The following is a 22745-nucleotide window of genomic DNA, read 5'->3' as shown; positions in this document are numbered from 1 at the left end:
CGCAATCAAAACCACGCTGCGGTGAACGGGACAAGAGCGCAGAACCGCGCAAATGTAGCAATTTTTTATCCACCACCCGGTTTTTCGCACAATGACCCGGGGCGTCGAACATCGCGTTGCCAGACGAACTATGCACCGCGCTTGTTGGCGACCCCGGCGTGGTCAGTCCGGCGCAAATTGCGAACATCTGCAGCTTGCCGATCTTACCCGAATTGACGGCGCGCAGCCGCGCATCCCAAGCCGTCACTGTAAATACGCAGGCTCGAGAACCATCACGGTGGGCCTTCCAGGCAACTTGTGCAATCCTACCTCCAGCATGTTTCCTTCAAGCCGCACAACCTGAAAATCATTGCTCATCCCGACCAGGGAATCCTGCAGATTTGCGCGCCCAAACCAGTGCATCGGAATTACGATCGACGATTTGAGCCGCTGCAAAATGGAAATCATCGTGTCAATCGGCACGGTCATTCCCCCATCGACGGGCGCCAGGACAACGTCCAGCCGGCCAATTGCCGCGTATTGTTCGGCCGACGGTTCGTGATGCAGATGGCCCAGATGCCCGATGCACAACCCGCCGACTTCGAAAATGAAAATGGAATTGCCGTTCTTTTCCACCCCGCCCATCGACCGAATGTCAGTCGAAACATTGCGCACGACCATGTCCCCAAGGTCCAAATGGTAATCCACGCCCGCCCCGAATTCGGCGCCCCAACCGGGCAGGACATGCGCAATGCCTTCGGGAACCATCGCTGTCCAATGGCTTGAATGTGCATGATTCATGGTCACAACGTCCGGCAAAAAGGTCGTCGGCCCGAGATAACCGGTGAAATCCGTTGCGACCGACGTGTTCCCCGCTTCGATCAGAAACATCGCATGATCCAAATAGCGGATACGTACGGTTTGCGCATCCGGCAGCGGGGCGGTGACGGCCGCCCGATGCAGGTACTTTCCCCCCGCCGCGTGGCTGAGCGCGATGCAATGGCTGGGGATCCGGTCCTGCGCGACAAGCGGCGTTGCGATCACACCAAAGACAATTGCACAGACAAATCGAAACATTGGGCAACCTCCTGACCCAACGATAGCGGCGCTGGATGGTCTGTCACCCGTAGCGTGTGTTTTTCACGCCACTGTGCACGGCTGCGCCTTGGATATGGGCAGCTCAGCCGATGTCGGTGCGCCCGCGCCGATCGCCGCGCAGATTGGCATAGAGCACATGGTTGCGCCACCGGCCGTTGATCTGCAGGTAACTCTGCGCGACGCCTTCGTATTTGAATCCGGATTTTTCCAGAACCCCGCGCGAAGCGACATTTTCCGGCAAGCACGCCGCTTCGATGCGGCTCAATCCCATGGTTTCAAACGCATAGTGGACCACGGCCCTGATCCCCTCGCGCATGTACCCCTGCCGGGCGAACTCGGCACCGATCCAATAGCCCAGCGTACCCGCCTGCGCCGGACCGTGGCGAATGTGGTCCAGCGTGATCGCACCCAGCAAGACCTGATCATCACGGCGAAACAGGAACAGAGGCAACGCCGCATCATTGTTCGCTGATCGTTGGGCCCAATACACCCTGTTGGTGAACCCCTTGCGGGTTAGATGGTCCTTGGACCAGGTCGGCTCCCACGGGATCAGGAAATCGGCGCTGTTTCGACGCAAATCGCTCCACCCGCGAAAATCGCCGTGTGCGGGAAGGCGCAGGCTCATGCGCTCTGTTTCAATCCGAACCTTGCGTTTCGGGCGCAGCATCAGGCAGCGATCCTTTCGCGCAGCGCCTCCAGGGATGGCGTGGCATCGCCCGGCCCATAAACGGCCAGTGACATGCCCTGCGTAGCCAAACCCTCGGCCTGCGCGCGCACATCGCCCGTGGTCACCGAATCAATGTGCGCGATGGTTTCGGCAAGCGGCGGAACCCGGCCCCAAATGGCCACCATGCGCGCCAGCCGTTCGGCCCGGCTGGACGGGCTTTCAAGCCCCATCAGCAAACCGGCTTTCATCTGGGCACGGGCGCGCGCGATTTCGTCGGGGCGCATTTCGCACGCGGCCCGCTTCAATTCATCAATCGTGACCTCGGCCAGTTGCTGTACCTGCTCGGCCGAGGTGCCTGCGTACACCGTCATCTGGCCGGTGTCAGAATACGCGGCGGTCTGGGCGAAAACCGTATAGCAAAGGCCCCGCTTTTCGCGGATTTCCTGAAACAGGCGCGACGACATTCCCCCGCCAAGCGCCGTCGAAGCAACCTGCGCCGCATAGATCGTATCGTTGCGGTAGCTCGGCCCTTCGAACGCCATGGCCAGATGCACCTGCTCCAGATCCTTGATCTGGCGGTGTTCACCCGACGTAAAGGTCGATGCGATGACTGAGGGTGTCTCATGGCGTTCAAGGTGCCCGAAGAGCCGTTCAGCTTCGCGCACAAGCGTGTCGTGATCCACCGCACCGGCTGCAGACAGGATCATCCGTTCGGGGGAATAATGCTCGCCCACAAAGCCCTGCAGGTCGGTGCGCGAAAATCCACGGATAAGCTCGGCCGGGCCAAGAATGGTACGGCCCATTGGCTGGTCGGGGTAACTGACCTCTTGAAGCCAGTCGAAAATAATGTCGTCGGGCGTATCCAGGGCTTGCCCGATCTCTTGCAAGATCACGCCCCGTTCAACTTCCAGCTCACGCGGATCGAAGGTAGAGTTAAGGATGATGTCCGCGATCACATCCAGCGCCAGCCCCACATCCGCCTGCAAAATCCGGGCATAATATGCGGTCATCTCGCGGCTGGTATAAGCGTTCAGGTAGCCCCCGACATCTTCCAGCGCTTCGGCAATTTCCAACGGGCTACGGCGCTTGGTCCCTTTAAAGGCCATATGTTCCAGAAAATGCGCGATACCATTCTGTTCGATCCGTTCGTGGCGCCCGCCGGCCTGCACCCACACACCAAGTGAGGCGGATTGCAGACCCGGCATATGCTCGGTCACGACACGGAACCCATTGGACAGGGTATGCTGCTGAACCGTCATGTGCGGGTACGCTCGCGGATTAGGGATTTCAGATGCGCAAGGTCGTTGGGCACGCGGGTGACGCGCTCTTCCTTGTCGAAGATATCGGCCATGTGCGGCGGCAAGTCCGGGTGATGTCCCGTCGCCGCGTTGACCGCATCGGGGAACTTGGCCGGATGGGCCGTCGCAAGCGAGATCATCGGGATTTCGGGCGCGCGCGCGGCTGCCTCTTGCCCGATCCCGACCGCGATCGCGGAATGCGGGCACAGGATTTCGCCGGTGGCCGTCATGGCACGCGCGATCACTGCCGATGTGCCCTCTTCGGACAGATAGCCACTATCATAGTGTTGCTTCAGCGCGCCCATTGCTTCGTTTCCGATCACAAATTCGCCCGTTTTTTTCAGATCGCCCATCAGTCGGGTCACCGCCCCGCCGTCACGTCCACAGGCGTAGAACAAGGCGCGCTCAAAGTTCGAGCTGACTTCGATATCCATTGACGGGCTGATCGACGGCACCACACCCTTTTTCGCGTAGTGGCTGGTTTCCAATGCCCGGTGCAGGATGTTGTTCTGATTGGTCGCGATCACCAAACGGTCGATAGGCAGCCCCATCTGCTTGGCGATATACCCTGCGAAGATATCGCCGAAATTTCCGGTGGGAACAGTGAAGCTGACCTTGCGGTGCGGCGCTCCAAGTGAGACCGCCGACGAAAAATAGTAAACAACCTGCGCAAGCACGCGGGCCCAGTTGATGCTGTTGACTGCCGCCAGTCGCACGCCATCGCGAAAATCGTCGTCGGCAAACATCTCTTTCAGCGCAGCCTGGCAATCGTCAAAGTCGCCATCCATCGCCAACGCATGCACGTTGCTTTCATCCGGCGTCGTCATCTGGCGGCGCTGCACTTCAGAGACGCCGCCGTGCGGGAACAGGATGAACACATCCACGTTGTCCAGCCCTTTGAATGCCTCGATCGCTGCACTGCCGGTATCGCCCGACGTCGCGCCGACAATCGTCACCCGTTCGCCACGCCGGGCCAGGGCCGCCTGAAACAGCTGGCCAATCAGCTGCATCGCGAAATCCTTGAAGGCCAAGGTCGGGCCGTGAAACAGTTCGAGCAGGAAATGGTTGGGGCCCAATTGCACCAGAGGCGCGCGCGCATCATGGCGGAACCCGGCATAGGCGCGCGCGATGATGGCGCGCAATGCGTCGTCCGTGAAGCTGTCGTTGACGAACGGGCGCATCACCCGGAACGCGATGTCTTCATAGGGCAAGCCGGCCATGGCAGCGATCTCGGCCGTGTCCAGTGTCGGTACGGTTTCAGGAACGTACAGCCCCCCGTCACGGGCCAACCCCGTCAGCATCGTGTCTTCGAATGTCAGCGCAGGGGCCTGCCCCCGGGTCGAGATATATTTCAACGCAGTTTCCTCTGCCTCAGACGGTTTTGGCCCTGATACGCCAGAGCAGATAGAGTGTCATCCCCAACCACACAACAGCCAGCGAAAACCATGTCATGGCATATTGCAGGTGATCGTTCGGAATGCTTTCGGTGGCAACCGGCATCGGGTCAACACCCTGGCCCGTGTCGGACCGCGCGATCAGCAAGACCGGCTGGGTCCCCAAAACCTCGGCCATCTGCGTGACGTCGCGCGCGAACCAGATGTTGGCCTCGACGTCATTTTCCGGGGTTGAGCTGTTGCGATCCTGCGGTGCGTGCAGGTTGCCTGTCACAGTCAGGGTTTGCGTTGGCCGCGGCGTGTCCACCTGTGCGACCGGAACAAATCCGCGGTCCACCATGATCCGGCCCTGTTCGGTTTCCAGCGCCTGAATGATCCGGTATCCCGCGCCGATCTGTTTGCGGCTGACCAGCACGTGCAGTTCTGGCCCGCCAAGTATGCCTGTCGCATAAACGGGGGCATATGGCCCTTCGGCCTGCGCGAATGGGACGGGCGGCGCGGCGATACGCGCTTCGATTTCGCTCAGAACGTCTTGTTTCCATTCCAGCCGCCGCAACTGCCACGTTCCCAGCGACACCAGAATGGCAATGCCACCAATTCCAAGGATCAATGGGACGATCATACGTTTGATCATATGGACCTCTTGAATGCAGAACGCGCCCCGATGGGGCGCGTTCGCTTCGGTTTTCACTGTGCCGGTCAGCTGCCCCAGACATAGACCGCGACGAAGAGGAACAACCATACAACGTCGACGAAGTGCCAGTACCAGGCGGCCGCTTCAAAGCCGACATGCTGTTCGGGGGTAAAGTGCCCCTTGATGGCCCGCACCAGGCACACCGCAAGGAAGATCGTGCCGATGATCACGTGCGCGCCATGGAACATGGTCGGCAAGATGAAGTTCGAGCAATATACCTCACAGCCGCGGCCAAAACCAAATGCGGCATGAGAATATTCGTATGCCTGGAAGGCCGTAAAGACCAAGCCCAAGACAACAGCCAAGGCGAGACCGTTGATCAGGTCGCGGCGGTTGTTTTCGTGGGCAATCGCATGGTGCGCCCAGGTTGCGGCGGCCCCCGAACACAGCAGGATCAGCGTGTTCATCAGCGGCAGGTGCCAAGGATCGAAGGTTTCGATACCGGTGGGCGGCCAGACACCGTCAATCGCGGGCGAATTGGGGCCCATCGGGTACAGGGCGTTTTTGAAGAAGCTCCAGAACCAAGCCGCGAAGAACATGATCTCGGACATGATGAAAAGGATGAAACCATAGCGCAGGCCGATCCGCACGACCGGGGTGTGGTCGCCGGTCTGGCCTTCGTGGGTCACCTCAGACCACCAAGAGTACATGGTGTAGAGCACGCCGCCAAAGCCGATCAGGAACATGAAGGGCGTGATGCCGTGCATCCAAAGTACGGCGCCGAAGAGCATGATGAACGCCGACACCGCGCCGACAAGCGGCCAGATCGACGGGTGCAGAATGTGATAGTCGTGGTTCTTTTCGTGAGCCATGTGTTCCCTCGTCGGGCTTCTTGGTTAATTATCAGTTGAGATCTGTCGTCGGAGCGGTTTCAGAGGCGAGCGCCGCCGTCTCCTCAGGCAGATCGGTTTCATAGAACGTGTAAGACAGCGTGATCTCTTTGACAAACTTCGCGTCGCGGTCGGTCACGATTTCCGGATCGACATAGAAAGTAACCGGCATCTGGACGCGTTCGCCCGGCTGCAGGACCTGCATTTCGAAACAGAAGCAGTCGATCTTGGTGAAAAAGCCGCCCGCTTCGAACGGGGCTACGTTATAGGCTGCGGTTCCGGCAATAGGACGGTCGGTCGGGTTATACGCTTCGTAAAAGGCCAACCCGGTTTCGCCAATCCGCAGGTCCATCGATCGCACGACCGGTTTGAATTCCCATGGCATGCCGCTGTTGAGCGACGCGTCGAACCGGACCTTGATGGTCTGATCCAACACGACATCGCTGCCCGCATCCGCGACCAGCGTGTCGCCGCCAAATCCGGTGACACGGCAGAACCAGTCATAAAACGGGACCGATGCCCAGGCCAAAGCGCCCATGGTCACAACCACGCCGACAAGCATGACAACGGTTTTGCGCGGTCCGGTCATTGGCTCGCCTCCTGTTTGGATTCGATCCGTGAAGGATCAAGCACCGAAACCTTGACGATCGACAGGCCGAACACCAGCGCGGCCATCACCAGCAGCACCAACCCCAACCCCAGGTTGCGGCTGCGGCGGCGCTTGTGCACATCGGTATCACGTGTGAGCGCCATGGTTCAGCCCCCCAACCCGCGCAGCATCGCATCAATCATCAGCGCGCCGAAATGCAAGAACAGATAGATCAGAGACAGTGCAAAGAATTTCTTTTCCGCCTTGTAATTATCTGCGGCCGCGACGTCTTCGTTGCGGCGCCAGAGTAGAACGGCGCCCAGCACGAAGGCCGCATTCAAAACCACCGCGGCGACCAGATAGGCCCAGCCCGCAATTGACGTGAAACACAGCCCAAGCGCCACCGGCGCCAGCAGCAAGGTGTAGACCAGAATGTGGTTGCGGGTCACACGGCGACCATGGGTGCTGGTCAGCATCGGCACGCCCGCTTCGTCGTAATCCGCCTTCATGAACAGGGCCAGAGCCCAGAAATGCGGCGGTGTCCACATAAAGATCAGCGCAAACATCAGGACGGATTCGATTGACACGCCGCCCGTGGCCACGGCCCAGCCGATCATCGGAGGGAAGGCCCCTGCCGCCCCACCGATCACGATATTCTGCGGTGTCCAGCGCTTCAGCCAAATCGTGTAGACGACGGCATAAAAGAAAATGGTGAATGCCAGCAGCCCAGCGGCAACCCAGTTCGCCGCCAGCCCAAGAAACACAACGGCAAAGCCCGACAGGGTCAGGCCAACGCCCAAAGCTTCGCCCGGCGCGATGCGCCCCGACGGGATTGGCCGACCCTTGGTGCGTTTCATGATGCGGTCAATATCGGCATCGTACCACATGTTCAGCGCGCCCGACGCCCCGCCACCCAGAGCAATGCACAAAATGGACACGGCCGCGACGAACGGGTGCACCCCCACCGGCGCGACGATCAGCCCGACCAGCGCCGTGAACACGACCAAAGACATCACACGCGGCTTCAACAGTTCAACATAATCGCCGAACCGTGCCTCATGCTCTATCTGATGTGCCGTTGCGTCTGTCATGTCGTGTACCTTGCGGTGGTTAGCAGAAACGGGCCGCCCCTGCAGCCCGCTCAAAACCTTGCGGGGTTACGTCAGTTTGCCGAAGCGACCTGAACCGTGGAAGCGCGCGGCGTACCGGCGTATTCTTCGATCGCGCCGTCCAGCCACTGCTGGTAAACCTCTTCGGACACGACCTTGACCGTGATCGGCATATAGGCGTGATCTTTGCCGCACAGCTCGGAACATTGCCCGAAATAGACGCCCTCGCGCTCGGCCTTGAACCACAGCTGGGCAATACGGCCCGGCACGGCATCCTGCTTTACGCCGAACGCAGGGATGGCCCACGAATGGATCACATCTGCGCCGGTGACATTCATCACGACGGTCTTGCCGACGGGGATCACGACGGCTGTGTCCGTGGCCAGCAGCCAGTCGTCCTTGCTGTAGCCGGCGCGCTCAAGCTTGGCGACCATTTCAGCGTCTTTAACGAACGGCGTTACGTTGTCGTCGCCATCACCCAGAGTGGCCGGGTGGCCAAGCAGATAGCTGTCAAAGCCAAAACCATGATCGACATATTCATAGCCCCAGTACCACTGATAGCCTGTGACTTTGATCGTGATGTCAGCCTCGGGAATTTCCTGTTGCTTGAACAGGACGGGCAGAGAAAAGGCACCAATGAAAACCAAGATCACGATCGGAATGATCGTCCACGCCACTTCGATCGGTGTGTTGTGAGTGAACGTCGACGGGTTCGGGTTGGCGCGGCGATTGTAGCGCAGGATTGCGAAGGCCATCAGGCCAACCACAAACGCGGTGATGACAGTGATGATCACCAGAATCAGATGATCGAGGCCCTGCAAATCGCGCGCCAGTTCTGTCCCGGCAGGCTGGAACCCCATTTCGCCATCGGTCGGACGGCCAACCACTTCAAGGCCTTGGATCGCGTCCTGCGCCCAGACGGCGGTTGACGCGAGCGTTGCGGTGGTTGCGGCCAGAAGGCCCGAAAGTGCGGCTTTGATACGCATTATGTCTTCCTGTTTCGGCATGGTCGGCAACCGGTTCGCGCGGCCTCTCCCGGGCGATGCGCAGGCTTTCCGACGGAATCCCATTGTCTCCTGCGCGCCAAAAACCATATTAGGGCACGCGGGACAAGCGATATGGTTGTGGCAAACCGTCGCTTTTTTGACCTAGATCAAACAGACGGGACGAGAAACCATGACCAACAACACTTTTCGCCCCTTTGAAACACTTGTCGATCCATCCGTCGCTTTGGACCATTTGCGCACCGCCGTCGCGGGCGCCGACGACGGCGAGTTGTTTCTTGAACGGACGCGATCCGAAGCCCTCGTGTACGAAGACGGCCGGATCAAGACGGCAAACTATGATGCGGCTGAAGGGTTCGGTTTGCGCGCCGTTCGCGGTGAGACCGCCGGCTATGCCCATTCGACCGAAATATCCGACACCGCGATCGCCCGGGCCATTCCGACCGCCCGTCTGGCGGTGGGCGACGGCGGTGGCACAATGGCCATCCCGCCCGCGCGAACGAACCGGCATCTTTATTCGGATGACAACCCTATGGAGGGCGCCAGTTTTCCGGCCAAGATTGACTTGCTTGGCGAAATTGATGCCTTTGCCCGCGCGTTGGACCACCGGGTCGTGCAAGTCACCGCCTCGCTAGGGGCTTCGCACCAAGAGGTGGTGATCCTGCGCCCCGAAGGGGACATGATCACTGACGTTCGCCCGATGGCGCGCCTGGGCGTGTCCGTCACCATCGAAGATAACGGTCGTCGCGAAAGCGGGCATCATTCGGGGGGCGGCCGGTTCGGTCTGGATGGGCTGATTGCCCCCGACTTCTGGCAGTCTGCCGCCCGCGAAGCGTTGCGCATAGCCCTTGTGAACCTTGACGCCGATCCCGCGCCCGCGGGCCAGATGGACGTTGTGCTGGGCAATGGTTGGCCGGGCATCTTGCTGCACGAAGCTGTCGGTCACGGGCTGGAAGGCGATTTCAACCGCAAGAAAACCTCGGCCTTTTCGGGACTCATGGGGCAGCGCGTTGCAGCCAAGGGCGTGACGGTTCTGGACGATGGCACCATTCCCGACCGGCGCGGAAGCATCACCGTGGATGACGAAGGAACGCCGTCGGGCAAGAACGTGCTGATCGAAGACGGTATCCTGGTAGGTTACATGCAGGATCGGCAGAATGCGCGGCTGATGGGGGTCAAACCCACCGGGAACGGACGGCGCGAGAGTTTCGCGCATATGCCCATGCCACGCATGACGAACACATACATGCTGGGTGGACACACGGATCCGGGCGATATCGTGGCTGATTTGAAAGACGGGATCTACGCCGTCGGGTTCGGCGGCGGACAGGTGGACATCACCAGCGGCAAGTTCGTCTTTTCCTGCACTGAAGCCTACCGTGTGAAGAACGGCAAGATCGGCGCGCCTGTCAAAGGCGCGACCCTGATTGGCGACGGCCCCACGGCCATGAAGCAGATTCGCGCGATCGGGAACGACATGGCGCTGGATCCCGGTATCGGCAACTGCGGCAAGGCCGGCCAGTGGGTGCCGGTGGGCGTCGGACAACCAACGCTGATGATCGGTGGGCTGACGGTGGGCGGTGCGGCGACCTGACTCGCGGCGGCGCTGCGCCTCTGAATTCGATCCCACAGCTGACGATCAGACTTCTGTCACCAGCATCTGCCGAAAGTCATTGTGGCCAACGTTCTTTAGCGAAATCTGGCACCCGGACTGCGTAGCGTCAGGCATGGTCATCGACGCATCCAAGCCCAAACGACCGCTTTGTTCCGACACTTCGGCGTTTCACCATCAAGGCATGCGCCCGCCACAACGGGCCTTTGCGATAGCGCGCCCTGCCGGCGATCATGTCACGCGCTGAGCGCAAAATACCGCGCGATTCCGTACACATAGAGCGCCGAGAACACGATATTGATGTACTTGAGCTGTGGCTCTGTCCGTAGCCAGGCGCAAAAAATCCAGATCAGACAAAAGGGCAAACCGAACAGCATGGCGGCCAACTGCCAATCCTGAACAATGGCAACGGTACTACACAGACCCAATAAAACGGCGATCCACTTCAGCCGCTGCTCGTGCGCAGACAACTTCTCATATGTCATTTTGGTGCTTTCAGAGAACCAGCGCCGTGAACCCGGCGATCTGATAGCGCACCTGTAGCAAAAGAACGATCCGGCGACAATACGATGTCCCAGGCAGGGAACAGCCCCGGGCCGGGCAAAAGAAATTTCGTAAACGCCAGAAAAACTGGACCTGTTTACGGCCCATTAACCATCAGCGCGCCAAACTCTGACTTGCAAGTAGACGGAGCGAGCGAGTTGGAGCAGGATTTATTCCCTTCCCACCACCCCCTCACCCCACCCCACACCGTGGAAGACCAGCTGGACTGGCTTCGTCTCTTGCGCTCACGCCGCGTCGGCGTGTCGACCTTCTTTCGACTGATGGCCGAACACGGAAATGCCAAAGCGGCGTTGGCCGCATTGCCCGGTATTGCTGCCGCCGCGGGCGTCAAGAATTACGCATACTGCCCCGAGCAGGTGGCACGAGCTGAATTGAAAGCCGGCCGGATCGCCGGCGCCACCCTGATTGCGTTTGGCGCGCCGGACTATCCCAAGGCACTGGCTGAAATTCCCGATCCCCCGCCTTTACTGTGGGCGCGCGGTGACATCGCGATGCTGAACCGGCCCGCGATCGCGATCGCAGGGGCGCGCAACGCATCATCGCTGGGGATGCGAACAGCCCGCAAGATTGCCGTAGATCTGGGGGCCGCAGGCTACGTGATCGTATCTGGTCTGGCACGCGGCATCGACACCGCGGCCCACCAAGCTGGCCTGCCCACGGGCACGATTGCCGTGGTCGCCGGGGGCGTCGATGTTGTCTATCCCCCCGAAAACGCCACCCTGACGCAGGAAATCGAAGATCAGGGCTGCATCGTCAGCGAACAGCCCATGGGCATGCGCCCCACAAACCGCCATTTTCCGCGCCGCAATCGAATCATATCAGGGCTTTCAGCTGCGGTTGTGGTGGTCGAGGCCGCCGCAAAGTCCGGCAGCCTGATCACTGCGCGCGAAGCACTGGACCAGGGGCGGGAAGTGTTCGCCGTTCCCGGCCATCCTTTCGATGCCCGCACGGGGGGATGCAACATGTTGATCCGCGACGGCGCCACCCTTGTCCGCGGGGCGCGCGATGTGACCGATGTGCTTCCGGGCAGGCCCGAATCCGATCCGGTCGCCGTTGATGAACCCGGCGGGCAAGACACGCGCACCTGGCGTGATCAGGCCGCACTGCACACCGAAATCCTGGGCCGGTTGGGACCAAGCCCCCTGGCAGAAGATCAGCTTATCCGCGATGTCGGCGGGGGCGCGGCCGAAATCTCGCCCGCGCTGGTGGAACTTGAACTGACCGGCAAGATACAAAGACAGCCGGGGGGGCTTTTGTCCCTGGCCTGACGGACCAGTCGCAGTTTCATTTTCCAAGCTGCATTGACATCACGCCGGGGCCTACACATGTTCGCCGGCCAGAGCGCATTGCCCGAGTCGGAAGGAATATCCATGCCCGTTGTTGTTGTTGAATCGCCAGCCAAGGCCAAGACAATCAACAAATATCTGGGCAAGAACTTCACCGTTCTGGCGTCTTATGGCCATGTGCGGGACCTGCCCCCCAAGGACGGATCGGTCGACCCAGACCATGAATTCGACATGAAATGGGAAGTGGCCAACGACAGCCGCAAGCATGTCAAAGCCATCGCAGACGCCCTGAAAGACGACAACGAACTGATCCTGGCCACTGACCCCGACCGCGAGGGCGAGGCGATCAGTTGGCACCTGCAAGAAGCTCTGACCAAGCGCCGCGCGATCAAAAAAGACACCGAAGTCCGGCGCGTGACCTTTAACGCTATCACCAAGGCCGCCGTCACCGAGGCCATGAAAAACCCGCGCGAAATCGATGCACCGCTGGTCGAAGCCTACCTGGCCCGCCGTGCGCTGGATTATCTTGTCGGGTTCAACCTGTCCCCCGTTCTGTGGCGCAAGCTGCCCGGCGCGCGGAGCGCCGGCCGGGTGCAATCGGTGTGCCTGCGCCTGATCGTCGAGCGCGAGATGGAGATCGAAGCGTTCAATCCGCGCGAATACTGGTCGGTCAAAGCCGTGATAGAAACCCCGCGTGGCAAAACCTTTGAAGCGCGACTGGTCACGTTCAAGGGCAAAAAGCTGGATCGTTTTGATCTGGAAGACGCCGTTCAAGCCGAAATGGCAGTCAAGGCTGTTACCAGCCGCGCGCTGACCGTCCAAAGCGTCGAAGCCAAGCCCGGCAGCCGCAATCCCTCGGCCCCGTTCATGACCTCTACCTTGCAGCAGGAAGCCAGCCGCAAGTTCGGCTTCGGCGCACGGGCCACGATGAATGCCGCACAGCGCCTCTACGAAGCTGGTCACATTACATATATGCGGACAGACGGGATCGACATGGCGCCCGAGGCGGTGATGGCCGCGCGCGACGCGATCAAGACGATGTACGGGGCCGATTACGTGCCCTCCAGCCCGCGCATGTACAAGAACAAGGCCAAGAACGCACAAGAAGCCCACGAATGCATCCGGCCCACCGAGATGATGGCCAGCCCCGAAAAGCTGAAGTTGACGGATGCAGATCAGCGCAGGCTCTACGATCTGATCTGGAAGCGCACAATCGCCAGCCAGATGGCCGCCGCAAAACTGGAACGCACCACCGTCGAAATCGGCAGCGATGACGGCCAGGTTGGCCTGCGGGCGACCGGGCAGGTGGTTCTGTTCGACGGGTTTTTGAAGGTATACGAAGAAGGCCGCGACGACGCCGAAGGCGATGACGATGCGCGCTTGCCTCAGGTCAATCAGGGCGATCCGGCCAAACTGGCGGCCAAAGGCGCCGAGGCTGAGTTCCTCAAGCCCGAGGAAGCAAGCCTTGCCAGCCGCAGCCGCCCCGATGCGATCCTGTCCGACGATGGCGCGGTTCTTGCCCTGCAGCACCACACCCAGCCCCCGCCCCGCTATACCGAAGCCACGCTGGTCAAACGCATGGAAGAGCTGGGCATCGGGCGCCCGTCGACCTATGCCAGCGTTTTGTCCACGATCGTGGACCGCGAATATGTGCGCAAGGACAAGAACCGTCTGATCCCCGAAGACAAAGGGCGCATGGTCACGGTGTTCCTGATGAACTTCTTCCGCAAATACGTGGGCTATGAATTCACGGCGGAACTTGAAGAAGAGCTGGACGAAATCTCGGCGGGCGAGCTGAACTACAAGGATGTGTTGAACCGGTTCTGGCGCGATTTTTCGGCGGCGATTTCCGAAACGTCGGAATTGCGGATATCGGAAGTGCTGGACAAGCTGGACGCAGCCATGGCCCCGGTGCTCTATCCGCCGCGGGATGACGGGAAAGACCCGCGCGAATGCCCGCTTTGTGGGCAGGGATCGCTGCATCTGAAGACCTCGCGCTCGGGCGGCTTCGTGGGCTGCTCGCGCTATCCCGAATGCCGCTATACCCGCCCCATCGGCGGCGATGCCGCCGAGGCGGGCGACCGGGTTCTGGGCGTGGATGACGACGGCAATGAAATCTCGCTGCGCTCGGGTCGCTTTGGCCCCTATGTCCAGCGCGGCGAGGTGACCGAAGACAACAAGAAACCCGACCGCGCCAGCCTGCCCAAGGGTTGGTCCGCCGATGCAATGGATCTGGAAAAAGCGCTGACGCTCCTGTCCCTTCCGCGCGAGGTCGGCATCTACGAGGGCGCGCCGATCAGCGCGAACTTCGGCCGTTTCGGCCCCTATCTGATGCATCAGCTGCCGGACGAGGCGAAACCGGTCTATGCCAATCTGAAAAACCCCGATGACGTCTTCGAAATCGGCATGAACCGGGCGGTCGAGCTGATCACAGAAAAACGTCTGAACCCCGGACGTGGACGCTCGGCCGCGGCCAAACCGCTCAAGGAATTGGGCGAACACCCCGAAGAAGGCGGCCCCGTGAACGTCGTGGATGGGCGCTACGGCCCATATGTCAAATTCGGCAAGATCAACGCGACGCTGCCAAAGGATGTCGAACCGGATCAGGTCACGATGGACATGGCGGTCAAGTTGATCGAAGAGAAAGCTGCAAAGGGGGGCAAGAAAAAGCCCGCCAAAAAGAAAGCGGCCGCCAAAAAGACCTGATCTGCCGCCCGATTGCCCGGAAATTGAAGTCGTCGCGATTCAAATGACGTTGCGTCGGCTTGACCGATGGGGGTGCGTTGACTCTTGGCACGGCGCGCGGCAAAGACACCAAATAGACTCCACGAGGGGAAGGCTATCATGAACAAGATTTACGAGAGTGCGTCAGCGGCGCTTGAGGGTGTATTGTTTGACGGGATGCTGATTGCAGCGGGCGGGTTTGGTCTTTGCGGGATCCCCGAACTGTTGATTGCGGCCATCCGGGATGCGGGGACAAAGGATTTGACGGTGGCCTCGAACAACGCGGGGGTTGACGATTTCGGCCTGGGCGTTTTGCTGCAGAGCAAACAGGTCAAGAAAATGATGTCCTCTTACGTGGGCGAAAACGCCGAGTTCATGCGCCAGTACCTGTCGGGCGAACTGGAGCTGGAATTCAACCCTCAGGGCACACTGGCCGAGCGGATGCGCGCGGGTGGCGCAGGCATTCCGGGCTTTTACACCAAAACCGGCGTTGGCACCGTGATCGCTGAAGGCAAGGACGTGCGCAGCTGGAACGGGCAGGATTACATCCTTGAGGAAGGGATCTTTGCCGACCTGAGCATCGTCAAAGCGTGGAAAGCGGATGAAACGGGCAACCTGATTTTCCGCAAGACGGCGCGAAACTTCAACCCGCCGGCGGCAATGTGCGGCAAGGTCTGCATAGTCGAAGTGGAAGAAATCGTGCCGACCGGCAGCCTGGACCCTGACCTCATCCATCTGCCCGGCGTCTACGTGCACCGCATCGTGCAGGGCGAACATGAAAAGCGCATCGAACAGCGCACGACTCGCAAAAAGGAGACCGCGTAATGCCTTGGGATCGCAACCAGATGGCCGCGCGCGCGGCCGATGAACTCGAAGACGGCATGTATGTGAATCTGGGCATCGGCATCCCGACCCTGGTAGCCAACTACGTGGGCGACAAGGATATCACGTTGCAGTCAGAAAACGGCATGCTGGGCATGGGACCGTTCCCGTATGAGGGCGAAGAAGACCCCGATCTGATCAACGCGGGCAAACAGACCATCACCGAATTGAACCGCACAGCGTATTTCGACAGCGCGACGTCCTTCGGGATGATCCGCGGCGGCAAGATCGCTGCGGCGATCCTGGGCGCAATGGAAGTGTCCGAAAATGGTGACCTGGCGAACTGGATGATCCCGGGCAAGCTGGTCAAGGGCATGGGCGGCGCAATGGATCTTGTGGCTGGCGTGGGCCGTGTGATCGTGGTGATGGACCACACCAACAAGCACGGCGATAGCAAAGTGCTGCGCGAATGCACCCTGCCACTGACCGGTCGCGGCGTGGTTGACCGCATCATCAGCAACCTCGGTGTGCTGGACGTCGTCGAAGGTGGCCTGAAAATCGTCGAACTCGCCGACGGCGTCACCGAGGAAGACATGCGCAAAGCCACATTGGCAACCATCGTCTGAGACGTGTTTTCACGTTATTTCGGAACCCGCTGCGAGGAATAGTTGCGGGTTTCTTGTTTTGTTTCAGTCGAATTTGGCGGATTTTCTAAAACGAATTGAAACCAAAATCCCCTTAAACTGCCGTCAGCCTGCCCCGGAATCGCCTTTGTTGCGCATTAACCATTTCATCAGGTTCGGCAGGATCAAAGGGGATTTGACATGAATGACGTACCCAAACAAAAAACGTTTGATGTGATGATGGCCGCCAGCCAGCATCCGTGCCTGTCCAATGTTGAGGCGTTGATCGGCCACATGGAAAGCGTCGCCGAACAAATGCACAAACGCTACCCCGGCAACCGTGACTATGCCCGCATGTGCGAGGATACTCGCGCAGGGCAACAACACATCTCGCGCATGCGCGAAGCACTGAGCGCGCGGGACAAGGCGCGCTACGACGCCGCGTTCACTGGCCTGCGCGACCGCATGGCCGGATACCACAACTCGGTCGAAAAACTGGCTGATTGGCGTCTGGCCTGATCCAGCTGCCCCCTTAGCCGGCGGCCAACGCACACGCCTATCTTGCACTGATCGATTGTTCTAAATATCGAAACAAGTCCTTAATATCGCCCCAATTAGCTCTTAGACGGATCAACATGTCCATGAGCGTATCGAACATCCCGACACCGCCCATCAGGCGGAACGCCTTGCGCGACCAGTTTGTTCTTTGGGGCGTTCTGGCATTCGTCATTGTCGGTATGGTGGGCGCAGCGGCCGCGACCGGCTGGCAGGACACATGGAACCAGATCAAGGGCCTGTCAGCAGCCCAAATCTGCATTCTACTTTCACTATCGGCAGCCAACTACCTGCTACGTGGCCTTCGTTGGCATGCGTTCGTCCGGCGTCTTGGCCTGCCGTTGCGAATGGGTCAGAACATGCGCCATTTCCTTGGCGGGTTCGCGATGACGATCACGCCCGGCAGACTGGGCGAACTGATCCGCATGCGCTGGATCGCGCGCGAAGCACATGTGCCATTCGAACGGTCCGCCCCTCTGGTCCTGGTGGACCGGGCGGCAGATCTTGCCGCGATGGCCCTCATCCTTGCTATTTCCTTGGCAACCTCTACGCGGGGCATCGTTGGCGGTGTGCCGGTCACTATACTGGCTCTGGGTGGCGCATGGGTCGCAACCCGCCCGAAACTGATGTCGTTCATGGCCACACTTGGCCACAAAGCCACCGGACGCGGCGCACGTCTGTTCGCAAAAATACGCCGCGCGGCCCGGACCCTGGCCATATTTTCACACGGTGGCACCTGGGGCGTTGCACTCGTGCTGGGCCTGTTCGGCTGGGCCGCCGAAGGGCTCGCCTTTTACCTCCTGCTGGCGTGGATGGGCGCAGACGTCACACTGTCCATGGCGGTCGCGATCTTTGTGTTTTCCGCACTGGCCGGTGGCCTGACCGGCGCCCCTGGCGGAATGGGCGGCGCCGAAGCGGCGATGATCGCTCTTTTATCGCTTGAGGGCGTGTCGTTCGACATTGCCCTTGCGGCCACCGCTGTCATTCGCCTGACCACCTTGTGGTTCGCGATTCTGATCGGGGTTATAGTTTTCCCGATTGCCGAAAAATCCTCGCTCAAAAGAGTTCAAGATGTGGAATGAGATCTCCTATTCCGGATGGGGCCGCGCCCTGTCGGCAAAGGGCCGCGTTGCCCGGCCAGAACGCCTGTCGGCCCTGGCGCAGCTTTCGCAAGAGACCCCTGCCCCGGCATTCGGCCAATTGCGCAGCTACGGCGATGCCGCGCTGAATGATGGCGGGCCTGCAGTGGATATGACCAGGCTGGATCGCATGATCAACTTCGATCCGGACACCGGCATCGTACATGTCGAAGCGGGTATGCCGATTGGCGACATGGGGCGGTTGTTCGCCGCGCGCGGCTGGATCCCGCCCGTGATGCCCGGCACCGGGTTTGCCACCGTTGGCGGCTGTATTGCCAACGACGTGCATGGAAAGAACCACCACGTTGTCGGCAGCTTTGGACAGCACGTCACGGAAATCACTTTGATGATGAACGGCAAGGCCAAGAAGTTCACGCCAGACAAGACTGCCACTTTGTTCAAAGCGACCGTCGGCGGTCTGGGTCAGACGGGCGTCATCGTGTCGGCCAAGATCCGATTGATGCCCTGCAAGGGCGACATGATGGTCCTGACCGAACGCAGAATTGACGGATGGGACCAGTTCATTGATGCGCTGGACCACAGCCATGCGGACTATACCGTGGGCTGGATCGACGCGACCGCCAAAGGCAACAGCTTGGGGCGCGGCATTCTGGAAGAAGGTGAAATCACGTCGGGTGTCAGCCCCAAGACCAAAAAAGCGCGCGCCGTGCCCATCAATGCCCCGCACTGGGCGCTGTCGGGACCCGTTGTTCGCGCCTTTAACGAAGCATACTTCCGCCGGGTACCGGCCAAAGGGCGAACCACAGTCAAACCGATAGCCGAACCGTTCTTTCCGTTGGATGCGATCCACAACTGGAACCGGCTCTATGGCAAGCGGGGGTTCCATCAGTTCCAATGCGTCGTTCCGTTGGCTCACGCCCCGGCGCTGCGCCTCATGCTGGAACGGATTGCGAACTCGGGCCTTGCTTCACCCTTGGCCGTGTTGAAACGCATGGGGGCTGGACGGGCGGGCTATCTGTCTTTCCCGATGGAAGGCTACACCCTGGCCGTCGATTTTCCCGCGCGCCAAGGGTCCGCGCAATTGATCGGCGAACTGCAGGACATGACCTCGGATGCCCAAGGACGTGTCTATTTCGCTAAAGACGCGTTGGCATCGGGCGGAGCGGTGCGGGCGATGTACCCCGAGCATGGTGAATGGCTGAAAGCCGTCAGCAAAGCCGACCCCGACCAAGCGATGGTCACGGATCTTGTCCGCCGCCTGGACTTGAGGAGCACCCAATGAACCAGACCTGGATAATTCTGGGGGCAACGTCATCCATGGCGCGTGCATTGGCGCGCCGCCTGTCGTCGCAAGGCGCAACGCTGATACTGGCGGGGCGGGATATGGACGAATTGGGCCGACTGGCAACCGACTGCGATCTGCGCGGCGCGTCCTGCGCCGAAGCCATGCGTTTTGACGCGCGCGATGCGGCAACCTTCGCTCCGATCATAGACCGCGCCGCGCAAGAGGACGGCATGTTAAACGCGGCCGTGTTTGTGGGCTCAATGCCGGAGCAAGCGGACATCGACACCAACCCAGCCCTGATAGACGGGGTCATGGCAGACAATCACACCGGTCCCGCGCGGTTCTTGCATATGCTGGCGCCCATTTTGGAAGAAAGGGGCGGCGGTACGATCGTCGGTGTGGGATCTGTTGCCGGGGATCGCGGGCGCTTGGGCAACTACGTCTATGGCGCGTCCAAGGCCGGGTTTGCCACGTACCTGTCCGGCTTGCGCAACCGTCTGGGCCGCGCAGGCGTACATGTGATGACCGTAAAGCCTGGCTTCGTCGATACGTCGATGACCTGGGGGATCGATGGCATGTTTCTGGTCGCCTCGCCCGACGACGTGGCGCGCGGCATCCTGAAAGGGGTCTCGAGAGGTCGCAACGTGATCTATACGCCGTTTTTCTGGCGCTACATTATGCTGATCATTCGCCATGTGCCCGAATTCATCTTCAAGAAACTGTCGATCTGATCACGCGCAGCATTGTCAGACCTATTTGATATCCGGGCGCGGGTTTGGCTTGCGGCTCTTACAGCCCGAACCATTGGTGGAACAATCCCGCGGCGTAGAACATCAGCGACACTATGATTAACAGCAGGCCGATCCCGCGTTTGTCACGCATTGCGAAAACGATGGGATCGTAGTCCTGTTTGCCGAAATAGCCCAACCGCACCATGCGATAGAGCCATCCGGCCATCGGGATCATGGCGACCCAGAGCAGCCACTGAGACGGGTACAGCGCGCGCGCGTGATCTGTGAACGTGTAAAGGAAAAAGATCAGCAGCGTGCCGAACATTCCCAGCACAGCGACATTCAATAAATCGCCACGATCCCCGCGGCCATAGCCCCGCCCCGGCAACCGGTCATCCGATGTAGCCAGCGTCAGTTCGGTCAGTCGTTTCACACAGCCAAGCGTGATGAAAATCGGATAAATGAAGACCAGCAGATACCCTGTCACATAGACATCCGCGGCTGCAGCCCCAGCCACCACACGTAAAGTATAAAGTGATGCCAGTGTCGCAATGTCGATCCATCTGAGGCGCTTCAACCGCAGCGAATAGGCCAGCGACAGGATCATATAGAGCAAGACTACGCCAACAAACGCGGGGGCAAGTGCCGCGGCGATCCCCAGAGCTATAACCCCGAGCGCGACGCACAGTGTCATGCCAACCGAAATCGGAACCGCACCACTGGCAAACGGGCGGAGCCGTTTTTTCGCGTGCAGGCGGTCCGCCTCAAGGTCCAGCAGGTCATTCACGATATAAATGCACGACGCGGCGAACGAGAATGCGACGATCCCGGCGATCACCGTCAGGAAACTGGCGACTTCGAACTGGTGCGCGGCGATGAGCGGAAGAAAAAGCAGAACGTTCTTGACCCACTGGTGCGGCCGGAGCGCGCGCAGCGCATCGCGGACCTTCCACCCCCCGGCGAAATGCACAACCGACTTGCCCATTCGCGCAAGGGCGGCGTCCTCGCGGGGCAGGTTGCCCACGATCAGAGCATTTTCGGCCCGGGACCAAATGGCGCGATCCACAGTTGCGTTGCCTGCATAGTCAAAGCCTGACTCGCCATAAGCCTCAACCAGGGCATCGGCCTTGGCTTTGCCCTTCAGGTTCGTATCGCCGTCCGATGCGAAAACCCGATCGATGCCGTGAATGGCCGCCAACTGATCCACCAGCTTTCGGTCCGACGCCGATGCCAAAGCCACTTCGCGGCCGGCTGCCTTGGCTTCATCGGCCAGGAATTTCATATCCGGATGGACCGGCATCAGGTCCATACGCAATTGCACCTTGTCGGCAAGAATATGTTTGAGAGCAGCCGGATCGCGCAGATGCGTAAAGGCCGCCTGAACCACGCCAATCGGATCGCGGCCCAAACCGGCCCAAAAGGTCTCAAACAAAAGATCAGTCTTCAGGAACGTCCCATCGACATCCAGAACCAGCGGTTTCTGTTCAGCCATTCGATGGCGCTCCTTTCTTTGCAAAGACACAGCCATCGGAAATCAGTTCGGGTGGGGTGACGCAAAGCCCGCGCGCCACACGCCAGGCCGCCAAAACCTTTGGAACATAAGCGCGCGTTTCCGCGAAAGGGGGCACCCCTGCGTGTGTCTTGACCGAATTTTCGCCCGCGTTGTACCCCGCCAGCGCCAGGACCGGATCACCGCCGAATTCAGTCAGCAGCCAATCAAGATATTTTACCCCGCCGCGGATATTGTCGCCAGGAACAGTCGCATCGGCCACGCCAAAGCGGGTCGCCGTATCGGGCATCAACTGCATGAGCCCCTGAGCGCCCGCATGACTGACAGCCGCCGTACGGCCGGAACTTTCGACCCCGATAACGGCCAGAACCAATGCGGGGGACACTTTTGTGCCGATCGTTGCCATGAGAATATCGACACCATGCGCGGAAGCGATCCTGTGCATATCCTCAAGACGGGGGGCAGGAACAGGTGTCGGCGCCTTGTCCAAACCGCTCAGCGCCTTTGTCAGGCGCGAGGCATCCTGATCTATACTGAAGGGAACAACCTCCCAGTACCAGTCATACCCCGACAGCGGGCGCGCAATTGAATCCGCGGGTTTCTGTTCGGCCCCGGGCGTTGTGGTTAATACCCCCTCGCCTTCCCGGATCTGGACAGTGATGCGCTTGGAACCGGCCTTTGGAACGCCGACTTTCTTGAATGTAACCTCGGGATAGGGGCGCGGGCTGGCAGAGTCTTGGGCCAGTGCGGGCCCCGCAAGACAGACGCAAACCAAACCGATGACTGTCGCAATTCCTTTCATCAGAGCTGCCCTGAAATCCGCGTTGTGAATGGTTGTGGCCGTTTTGGCAAAAATAGACAGATGACGCTAGGGACCATGCATGCGACGGCACCAATTCGTAGCGTTACTGCACCACACGAATCTGGCTAAACAAAAAAATGCAAAGAAACTTAACTTTTTATTTTATTGTTTTTCAGCATGTTACTTGAATTGTGACCGGAAAACCCACGAATTCCAAAACCGCCCCCAGCAGGTCAAACTGTTGCCCCAATCCAAGTGTGTATTGTCTCCATCGAACGCAGCGACTGACGCCTCGGCAACGGTCACTGACTAGGTGAAAATGCTAAGAGCGTACGGAAATTTCGGAGGGAAACATGAAATTCTTCAAGCTTGCTAAATCGTTCCAGCGTGATGAAGACGGCGCTGTGACCGTTGACTGGGTTGTGCTGACTTCGGCTGTCGTTGGTCTGGGCGTTGCCGTTCTGACCAC

The 22745-nt window shown here is 59.9% G+C and carries 22 protein-coding genes and 1 pseudogene; 10 read left to right on the top strand and 13 right to left on the bottom strand.

Annotated features, from left to right (window positions below; translation table 11 throughout):
- Nucleotides 1–243 precede the first annotated feature (243 nt).
- From ACP2AV_RS13120 to coxB, 10 genes are all read right to left on the bottom strand, one after another.
- Nucleotides 244–1056 (bottom strand): MBL fold metallo-hydrolase, encoded by an 813-nt coding sequence (locus tag ACP2AV_RS13120; RefSeq protein WP_426373212.1) that lies wholly within the window; start codon nt 1054–1056, stop codon nt 244–246.
- 103 nt (nt 1057–1159) lie between these two features.
- Entirely contained in the window at nt 1160–1744 is a 585-nt protein-coding gene (locus tag ACP2AV_RS13115; protein ID WP_426373211.1) for a GNAT family N-acetyltransferase, read from the bottom strand.
- Entirely contained in the window at nt 1744–3003 is a 1260-nt protein-coding gene (locus tag ACP2AV_RS13110; RefSeq protein ID WP_426373210.1) for a M16 family metallopeptidase, read from the bottom strand. Before ACP2AV_RS13110 ends, ACP2AV_RS13115 begins: the two co-directional genes overlap by 1 nt.
- Nucleotides 3000–4397, bottom strand: coding sequence for a threonine synthase (gene thrC, locus ACP2AV_RS13105; protein ID WP_426373209.1), 1398 nt, complete (start codon nt 4395–4397; stop codon nt 3000–3002). Before thrC ends, ACP2AV_RS13110 begins: the two co-directional genes overlap by 4 nt.
- A gap of 16 nt (nt 4398–4413) precedes the next feature.
- Nucleotides 4414–5070, bottom strand: a complete 657-nt coding sequence (locus tag ACP2AV_RS13100; protein ID WP_426373208.1) for an SURF1 family protein — start codon at nt 5068–5070, stop codon at nt 4414–4416.
- Between the two features lie 65 nt (nt 5071–5135).
- Nucleotides 5136–5942, bottom strand: a complete 807-nt coding sequence (locus tag ACP2AV_RS13095) for a cytochrome c oxidase subunit 3 (protein ID WP_426373207.1) — start codon at nt 5940–5942, stop codon at nt 5136–5138.
- Between the two features lie 31 nt (nt 5943–5973).
- Nucleotides 5974–6549: a cytochrome c oxidase assembly protein gene (locus tag ACP2AV_RS13090; RefSeq protein ID WP_426373206.1), complete on the bottom strand. Its 576-nt coding sequence runs from the start codon at nt 6547–6549 to the stop codon at nt 5974–5976.
- Nucleotides 6546–6713, bottom strand: a complete 168-nt coding sequence (locus ACP2AV_RS13085; RefSeq protein WP_426373205.1) for a hypothetical protein — start codon at nt 6711–6713, stop codon at nt 6546–6548. Before ACP2AV_RS13085 ends, ACP2AV_RS13090 begins: the two co-directional genes overlap by 4 nt.
- Before the next feature lie 3 nt (nt 6714–6716).
- Complete coding sequence (gene cyoE / locus ACP2AV_RS13080) at nt 6717–7640, bottom strand: heme o synthase (protein WP_426373204.1); 924 nt, start codon at nt 7638–7640, stop codon at nt 6717–6719.
- A 71-nt stretch (nt 7641–7711) separates the two neighbouring features.
- Entirely contained in the window at nt 7712–8644 is a 933-nt protein-coding gene (gene coxB, locus ACP2AV_RS13075; RefSeq protein ID WP_426373203.1) for a cytochrome c oxidase subunit II, read from the bottom strand.
- Nucleotides 8645–8834: 190 nt separating this feature from the next.
- Between coxB and tldD the strand changes: the two genes are divergently transcribed.
- Nucleotides 8835–10256: a metalloprotease TldD gene (tldD, locus tag ACP2AV_RS13070; protein WP_426373202.1), complete on the top strand. Its 1422-nt coding sequence runs from the start codon at nt 8835–8837 to the stop codon at nt 10254–10256.
- Between the two features lie 254 nt (nt 10257–10510).
- Here tldD and ACP2AV_RS13065 read toward each other — a convergent pair whose 3' ends face one another.
- Entirely contained in the window at nt 10511–10759 is a 249-nt protein-coding gene (locus ACP2AV_RS13065) for a peptidase (protein WP_426373201.1), read from the bottom strand.
- Between the two features lie 267 nt (nt 10760–11026).
- Between ACP2AV_RS13065 and dprA the strand changes: the two genes are divergently transcribed.
- The 8 genes from dprA (at nt 11027) to ACP2AV_RS13025 (ending at nt 19964) form a co-directional block, all read left to right on the top strand.
- Nucleotides 11027–12106 (top strand): DNA-processing protein DprA, encoded by a 1080-nt coding sequence (dprA, locus tag ACP2AV_RS13060; protein ID WP_426373200.1) that lies wholly within the window; start codon nt 11027–11029, stop codon nt 12104–12106.
- Nucleotides 12107–12208: 102 nt separating this feature from the next.
- The gene (gene topA, locus ACP2AV_RS13055) at nt 12209–14830 is read left to right on the top strand and encodes a type I DNA topoisomerase (RefSeq protein ID WP_426373199.1); all 2622 of its coding nucleotides are present in this window, start codon (nt 12209–12211) and stop codon (nt 14828–14830) included.
- A 138-nt stretch (nt 14831–14968) separates the two neighbouring features.
- Nucleotides 14969–15673 (top strand): CoA transferase subunit A, encoded by a 705-nt coding sequence (locus ACP2AV_RS13050; protein ID WP_426373198.1) that lies wholly within the window; start codon nt 14969–14971, stop codon nt 15671–15673.
- Nucleotides 15673–16296 (top strand): 3-oxoacid CoA-transferase subunit B, encoded by a 624-nt coding sequence (locus ACP2AV_RS13045; RefSeq protein WP_426373197.1) that lies wholly within the window; start codon nt 15673–15675, stop codon nt 16294–16296. Before ACP2AV_RS13050 ends, ACP2AV_RS13045 begins: the two co-directional genes overlap by 1 nt.
- 198 nt (nt 16297–16494) lie before the next feature.
- Nucleotides 16495–16812 (top strand): hypothetical protein, encoded by a 318-nt coding sequence (locus ACP2AV_RS13040; protein WP_426373196.1) that lies wholly within the window; start codon nt 16495–16497, stop codon nt 16810–16812.
- A 116-nt stretch (nt 16813–16928) separates the two neighbouring features.
- The gene (locus tag ACP2AV_RS13035; RefSeq protein ID WP_426373195.1) at nt 16929–17930 is read left to right on the top strand and encodes a lysylphosphatidylglycerol synthase transmembrane domain-containing protein; all 1002 of its coding nucleotides are present in this window, start codon (nt 16929–16931) and stop codon (nt 17928–17930) included.
- Nucleotides 17920–19230, top strand: a complete 1311-nt coding sequence (locus tag ACP2AV_RS13030; protein ID WP_426373194.1) for an FAD-binding protein — start codon at nt 17920–17922, stop codon at nt 19228–19230. Before ACP2AV_RS13035 ends, ACP2AV_RS13030 begins: the two co-directional genes overlap by 11 nt.
- On the top strand, nt 19227–19964 hold the full coding sequence (locus ACP2AV_RS13025) for an SDR family oxidoreductase (RefSeq protein ID WP_426373193.1): 738 nt from the start codon (nt 19227–19229) through the stop codon (nt 19962–19964). The genes ACP2AV_RS13030 and ACP2AV_RS13025 overlap by 4 nt, the downstream gene beginning before the upstream one ends.
- A 58-nt stretch (nt 19965–20022) precedes the next feature.
- Here the strand turns inward: ACP2AV_RS13025 and ACP2AV_RS13020 are convergent, their stop codons facing one another.
- A complete protein-coding gene (locus tag ACP2AV_RS13020; RefSeq protein ID WP_426373192.1) occupies nt 20023–21456 on the bottom strand; it encodes a UbiA family prenyltransferase in 1434 nt (477 codons plus the stop codon).
- Entirely contained in the window at nt 21449–22276 is an 828-nt protein-coding gene (locus ACP2AV_RS13015; RefSeq protein ID WP_426373191.1) for a lytic transglycosylase domain-containing protein, read from the bottom strand. Before ACP2AV_RS13015 ends, ACP2AV_RS13020 begins: the two co-directional genes overlap by 8 nt.
- A 353-nt stretch (nt 22277–22629) precedes the next feature.
- Between ACP2AV_RS13015 and ACP2AV_RS13010 the strand changes: the two are divergent.
- A pseudogene (locus tag ACP2AV_RS13010) lies at nt 22630–22745 on the top strand (pilus assembly protein); the annotation flags it as partial.

Source organism: Aliiroseovarius sp. PTFE2010 (assembly GCF_049943335.1).
Lineage (GTDB): Bacteria > Pseudomonadota > Alphaproteobacteria > Rhodobacterales > Rhodobacteraceae > JBNFVY01.
The sequence above is the reverse complement of the archived record's forward strand: the minus strand, read 5'-3'. Positions and strand labels throughout refer to the sequence as shown.